6 protein-coding genes are annotated in these 6,336 nt (G+C 64.4%); 3 read left to right on the top strand and 3 right to left on the bottom strand.

The genetic code is table 11. The features are described from left to right. Nucleotides 1-101: 101 nt before the first annotated feature. A complete protein-coding gene (locus AB0N65_RS20070; protein WP_364165844.1) occupies nucleotides 102-1,514 on the bottom strand; it encodes an aldehyde dehydrogenase family protein in 1,413 nt (470 codons plus the stop codon). A 176-nt stretch (nucleotides 1,515-1,690) separates the two neighbouring features. Between AB0N65_RS20070 and AB0N65_RS20065 the strand changes: the two genes are divergently transcribed. Then, nucleotides 1,691-2,329 (top strand): LysE family translocator, encoded by a 639-nt coding sequence (locus tag AB0N65_RS20065; RefSeq protein ID WP_364165842.1) that lies wholly within the window; start codon nucleotides 1,691-1,693, stop codon nucleotides 2,327-2,329. A 5-nt stretch (nucleotides 2,330-2,334) separates the two neighbouring features. On the opposite strand, the gene AB0N65_RS20060 is transcribed toward AB0N65_RS20065, so the two are convergent. After that, entirely contained in the window at nucleotides 2,335-2,925 is a 591-nt protein-coding gene (locus AB0N65_RS20060; protein ID WP_364165839.1) for a TetR/AcrR family transcriptional regulator, read from the bottom strand. Nucleotides 2,926-3,047: 122 nt separating this feature from the next. On the opposite strand from AB0N65_RS20060, the gene AB0N65_RS20055 reads away from it, so the two are divergent. Together AB0N65_RS20055 and AB0N65_RS20050 are read left to right on the top strand one after the other, a co-directional pair. Beyond that, nucleotides 3,048-5,015, top strand: coding sequence for a primary-amine oxidase (locus AB0N65_RS20055; RefSeq protein ID WP_364165836.1), 1,968 nt, complete (start codon nucleotides 3,048-3,050; stop codon nucleotides 5,013-5,015). A 2-nt stretch (nucleotides 5,016-5,017) separates the two neighbouring features. Further along, entirely contained in the window at nucleotides 5,018-5,452 is a 435-nt protein-coding gene (locus tag AB0N65_RS20050) for a hypothetical protein (RefSeq protein WP_364165833.1), read from the top strand. Here the strand turns inward: AB0N65_RS20050 and AB0N65_RS20045 are convergent. Continuing rightward, the gene (locus AB0N65_RS20045; RefSeq protein WP_364165831.1) at nucleotides 5,438-6,334 is read right to left on the bottom strand and encodes a sigma-70 family RNA polymerase sigma factor; all 897 of its coding nucleotides are present in this window, start codon (nucleotides 6,332-6,334) and stop codon (nucleotides 5,438-5,440) included. The two genes, AB0N65_RS20050 and AB0N65_RS20045, sit on opposite strands and share 15 nt — an antisense overlap. Between the last annotated feature and the right edge of the window lie 2 nt (nucleotides 6,335-6,336).

Genomic DNA, 6,336 nt, shown 5'->3' with positions numbered 1-6,336 from the left:
ACGATCCCCGACGCATCATCAAGGATGCCCTCCTGGACGACGATTCCAAGCCGGTTAACGCGGGCAAAACGCGCACAAATGCGACCTACTTGGGTGGGAGCCTAGCCGTTGATGATATGCGGGACGCCGAGGGCCTTGAGGCCTTCGGTGCCGAACTCCAGGCCGTAGCCCGATTGCTTGGCTCCGCCGAACGGAACGCGGGGGTCCACGGCTCCATGCTTGTTGATCCAGACGGTTCCGGCCTGGATGCGTGCGGCGACTTCGCGGGCGGCAGCCGGGTCGGAGGACCAGACCGAGGCGCCGAGTCCGACGTCGAGCGCGTTTGCCTTGGCGAGGGCTTCGTCAACTGTGCTGTAGCGGATGATCGGCAGGGCGGGGCCGAACTGTTCCTCTGCTACGAGCGGGTTGTCGTTGTCGATGTCGGCCACCAGGGTGGTGGGGTAGAAGTAGCCGGGCTGGGAATCGTCGGGGTTGCCGCCCACCAGGATGCGGGCACCCGAATCGCGGGCAGCATCCACCAATCGGGCCACGATCTCGTATTGCTGGAGGTTCTGCAGGGGGCCCAGGACGTTGTTTTCGTCGAGCCCGTTACCCATCGGCATCGCTTCAGCTACCGCGGCGAGTTCGGTGCAGACGGCCTCGTAGATGGAGTCGTGCACATAGAGGCGCTTGAGCGCGGCGCAGGTCTGGCCGGTGTTAATGAACGAGCCCCAGAACAGGCCCTCGGCGATTGCTTTAGGGTCGGCGTCGGGCAGGACAATACCGGCGTCATTGCCGCCCAGTTCCAGCGTGAGGCGCTTGACTGTGTCCGCGGAGGAGCGGATGATCGCCTTGCCCGTGGCGGTGGAGCCGGTGAACATGACCTTGCCGATTGCCTCATGGGAAGCAAGCGCTTCTCCGACGTCCCGGCCGCCGGAGACTACGCTGAGCAGGCCTTCGGGAAGTTCCTGGTTGATGATCGAGATCAGCGCGAGGACGGACAACGGCGTGTACTCGGAGGGCTTGACCACCACGGCGTTACCCATGCGCAGGGCCGGGGCGATCTGCCAGACGGTGATCATCATGGGCCAGTTCCACGGGCCGATGGCACCGACGACGCCAATGGGCCGGTAGTGCAGTTCGGCGCGGGTTTCGCCGTCGTCCACCACCACTTCCGGTTCCAGGGGCGTACCGGCGGTGGCGCGTAGCCAGGCGGCGCAGGCGCCGACTTCGAAGCGGGCGTTCGGGCCGTTCAGCGGCTTGCCCTGCTCGCGGGAGAGGAGTTGGGCGAGTTCTTCTGCGGAGCGTTCGACGGCGTCGGCTGCTTTCAGGAGCGCGGCGGACCTGGCGTCATGGCCCAGCGCAGCCCACGCCGGCTGGGCAGCGACAGCCGCCGCGACCGCGGCTTCGAGATCCTGGACCGTGTGAACGGGTGCTTCTCCCACGGCTTCACCGGTTGCGGGGTCGAGCATGGTGCGGCTGTTCTGGCCGGGGGCTGCAGTGATGGATGCCAGCAGGGCGTCGTAAGTCTCCATTGGTACTCCGCTCGGTAGTAAGTCTTGGCGGCCAGTGAGGCACGCGGCGATGTTTCCAGTGTGGTGGGGGTCACGCGAGCCGGTCTTGTCGCTGGACGAACAGGCCTTGACGGCAAGCGAACGCTTTAGGCTTGCTTGGCTTTCGCTACCTGCCGGTATGCTCCACAATCGAACTTGTGACTCTCGCTTCCCTTGCTGCCTTCGCCGGTCTGTGCCTCGTGCTGTCCGTGACTCCCGGTCCGGATACGTTCCTTGTTCTGCGTATCGCCCTGAACCGGCCAAGCGCAGGGATTGCCGCCGCAGCAGGTTCTGCCGGTGCCGCGATTGTGTGGGCCGCACTGGTGGGCGTTGGCCTGGCCGCGATCCTTGAGCAGTCCGCCGAGTTGTTCCGCTGGATCAAGATTGCCGGTGGACTTTACCTGCTCTACCTGGGCATCTCGTCCTTCATCAAATCGCGGAAGGCTGCCAAAGCCGGCGTCGACGGCACGGCTGAAGCACCCCTGCCGTACAGCCGGCTCTCGGCCCTGGGCGCAGGGGCCCTCTCAACGCTGCTCAACCCCAAGGTGGGCTTGTTCTACCTGGCCGTTGTCCCGCAGTTCATCCCACACGGCGGCGACACCATGGGCACCTCGCTCATCCTCGGCGTCGTTGTCGCAGTGATTGCCTTCGCCTACCTCTCGATGATCGCCGTTGTGGCGTTCAAGGCCATGCGGTGGCTCAAGCGCCCCAAGGTGAGCACCGTCGTCGAGCGTGCCAGCAGCGGGATCATCGCGGGACTGGGCGTGGGCGTCGTGGCGTCCGGCGCTACCAGCTAGCGGCCTCAGGCGGCAAGCAGCACCAGGTAGTTATCCAGCTGCCCCGCAAGGTCGATCGAGAAATGTTCGGCCGGCGATAGCGCTGCCACGATTTGGGCGCCCAACATCATGTTGAGCAGGTGGTCGGCGACGGCGGCGTCCCCGATGGGGGTGGCAATCTCGCCTGCCGCACGGGCTGCTGCCGTGTGGGCAGTGATGGTTTTGTGCCACTGGTTCATGGATTGGGAGTGCAACTCGGCCATGTCGGGGTCGTTGAGGGCCTTCTGCCAGAACGGGATGACGATCCGGGCTTCATTCACGCGTTCCTCATCCAAGGGGAGTACTTCGGCGCAAAATGCCCGCAGCGCAGCCAGGCCAGTGAGCCCTTCGGTCACCAAGGCGATGCGCTGGTTGGTTCGGTTGAACACGTGCCCGAAGGCCGAGGTGAGCAGCAGGTCCTTGGTCGGGAAGTAAGGCTTCAGTGCGCCGTTGGCGAATCCTGCTTCAATGGCAATTTCGCGCATCGTGGCGCCTTCTATGCCGAGCCTCGCGATGATCCGCCATGTCGCGTCCACCAGTTCGAGGCGTCGTTGATCGTGGTCCACAATCTTTGGCACTGTGCGAGGCTCCCGGAAAATAATCGGCTGAAAGGTCTTGTGACTCATCTTACGTTTTGGTTATTCTCTACAACTATAGAAAATAAATCCCGACCCTTCGAGGTCCTGGACAAGAGGCAGCCATGACGCCCACAGCAACTGACGTTTCCACCCAATACAGCCTCGCCACCGCTGAGGAAATCACCACAGTGCAGGGGATTCTGCGGGCAGCAGGGCACCTTGGCGCTGAGAAGCGGATTGCCTATCTGGGGCTCGTCGACCCTGCCCGTGACCAGGCACACCTGGACCGCCGGTTCTGTGTGTTCATCCACGACATCTCAGGCGGTGCTCCCACCGACGTCCTCATCTCAACCGGCAAGGGGGAGATTCTTTCGGTGACCGAACTGGACACCAAGGTCTCCGGTGAACTCCCCGTGCTGGAGGAAGAGTTCGAGGTGGTTGAGACACTCCTCGCCACGGACGAACGCTGGCTGGCCGCCCTGGCCGCCCGCGACCTCGACGTGGCGAAGGTCCGCGTCGCACCGCTTTCTGCCGGCGTTTTTGAGTACGACGAAGAGCGCGGCCGCCGCATCCTCCGCGGCTTGGCCTTCGTGCAGGATTTCCCTGAGGACAGCGCTTGGGCGCACCCCGTTGACGGCCTGGTGGCCTACGTGGACGTCGTGAACAAGGAAGTCACGCAGGTAATCGACCTTGGCGCGATGCCCATCCCGGAGGAGCACGGAAACTACACCGATCCTGAGCTGACCGGTCCGCTCCGCGAAACGCAGAAGCCCATCAGCATCACCCAGCCGGAAGGGCCGAGCTTCACTGTCACCGGGGGCAACCATGTGGAGTGGGAAAAGTGGAGCGTGGACGTCGGCTTCGATGTCCGCGAAGGGGTTGTCCTTCACAACCTGGCCTTCCAGGACGGGGAACGGAAGCGGCAGATCATCAACCGTGCATCGATCGCCGAAATGGTGGTTCCCTATGGTGATCCCTCACCGATCCGGTCATGGCAGAACTACTTTGACACCGGCGAATACCTCGTGGGCCAGTACGCCAACTCCCTCGAACTCGGCTGTGACTGCCTGGGCGACATTACCTACCTCAGCCCCGTCATCAGCGATGCCTTCGGCAACCCCCGCGAAATCCGCAACGGCATCTGCATGCATGAGGAAGACTGGGGCATCCTCTCCAAGCACTCCGACCTCTGGTCCGGCATCAACTACACCCGCCGCAACCGCCGCCTGGTGATCTCCTTCTTCACCACCATCGGCAACTACGACTACGGCTTCTACTGGTACCTCTACCTGGACGGCACCATCGAATTTGAGGCAAAGGCCACCGGCATCGTCTTCACGTCCGCGTTCCCTGAGGGTGGCTCGGACAACATTTCCCAGCTCGCTCCGGGCTTGGGCGCGCCGTTCCACCAGCACCTTTTCAGCGCGCGGCTGGACATGGCCATTGACGGGTTCACCAACCGCGTGGAGGAAGAGGACGTGGTCCGGCAGACCATGGGTCCGGGCAATGAGCGCGGCAATGCCTTCTCCCGTAAGCGCACCCTCCTCACTAAAGAATCCGAGGGAGTCCGCGAATCCGACGCAAAGGTGGGCCGTACCTGGATCATCTCCAACCCCGAATCCCGCAACCGCCTGGGTGAGCCCGTCGGCTACAAACTTCACTCCGAGAACCAGCCAACACTCCTCGCCGATCCCGGTTCCTCCATCGCCCGTCGTGCCGCTTTTGCCACCAAGGATGTCTGGGTGACCCGCTACTCCGACGAGGAACGCTACCCCACGGGCGATTTCGTGAACCAGCACTCCGGGGGAGCGGGACTCCCGGCGTACGTAGCGCAGGACCGCGACATCGACGGGCAGGACATCGTCGTATGGCACACCTTCGGCCTGACCCACTTCCCGCGCGTTGAGGACTGGCCGATCATGCCCGTGGACACGGTCGGCTTCAAGCTCCGCCCCGAGGGCTTTTTCGACCGCAGCCCGGTACTCGATGTCCCCGCGAACACCGCCGGTTCGGGCTGCCACACGGCGGCCGGGTCCGGTGCTGCTGGCTCAGGCGAAGGGCACGGCGAAACCGCCGGGCACTGCCACTAACCATGGCAATCACCGCAGGACGGGTCCGCGCAACCGGACCCATCCTCCACCCCCGCATCTGCGCAGCCCTCACGGCCATATCCTGCCTGGTCCATCTCTGGCTCGCGGCTTCGGGGCACCACGACGCCTGGCTCGGCATCCTCATGATCGCCCTTGCCGCAGTGTGTGTCCCCTGCACTGTGCACATCTGGCGCCACAGCCGCGTCGGAGCACTCCATCAGGTCACCGGCTCGGCCCTGGCCATGGTTGCCCTGCACGCTGTGTTGCTGCTCGGAGCAGGCGGTTCCGGACACGCCCATGGCGGCAGGCCGGCGTCGGGCGCTGTTCATACGGAAGGTGCGGCCGGACTGCTGTTGGTGATCGGACTGGAAATCACGACGGCGTTGCTCGCCGCGACGCTGGTGGCGCGGCTTCGGCGTCGCTCAGCCCAGCGATAGGCGGGTGAGCTTTTCCGGGTTGGCAACCTGACGCAGCTCCCGGATGCTTCCGTCGGATCCGCCGTCGATCACTAGTACGTCTGAGCGTCCCTGATGCATGAGCAGCAGGGCCGGTTCGCCGTTGACTTCGATAATCCCGGCGCGGACTGGCCGCCTGGGATCAAACTTGACCGCTTTACCCAGGATGCCCGCAAAGAACCGCGCGATCCTCGCCGCGCCGAACAGCGGGTTCATGGCGCTCTTGACCTTGCCGCCCCCGTCCGCCCAGAGAACAGCGTCGCGGTCCAGCATGGCCACGACGGTGTCAATCTCACCGTTCTCAATGGCGAGCACCAGCTTCTCCAACGCGGCGCGGTCCTTGGCCCGTGGCGCGGGTGCGTCAGGGTCGATCTCCAAACGGCGTTCGGAGCGCGAAATCATCTGGCGCACGGCGGCAGGGGTCTTCTCGAGGATCTCCCCGATCTCCGGGGCGGACATCCCAAAGGCGCGGTGCAGCACCAGGGCCGCCCGCGCCTCGGGAGCCAGTTGCTCGGCCAGATGCAGCAAGGTCAGCGACAGCAGCTCGCGGTTGGCGACTGTTTCCTCCGGAAGCCGGGACGTGTCCACGGGTTCGGGCAGCCAAGGCCCGGTGTAGTCCTCCCGGATTGCAGCAAGTTGCCGCACCCGGTCGACGGAACGCCGAACACACACCGTAGTCAGCCAAGCAGGCCACGAGTCCACGCTTCCGGCATCGGTTTTTCGCTCCTGCCGGACAGCCTCGATCGCAACCTCCGAGACAACGTCTTCCGCGTGGCCAAAGTCGCCCAGCATTCGATACGCGATACCCAGGAGGCGGTTCCGTTCGCTCTGCCACGCGGTAGTGGCCGACACCGCAAGAGTCATGC

This window comes from Paenarthrobacter sp. NPDC089322, assembly GCF_040684895.1.
Lineage (GTDB): Bacteria > Actinomycetota > Actinomycetes > Actinomycetales > Micrococcaceae > Arthrobacter.
Note: the sequence above shows the minus strand (reverse complement) of the source record. Positions and strands in the feature narration are given on the sequence as shown.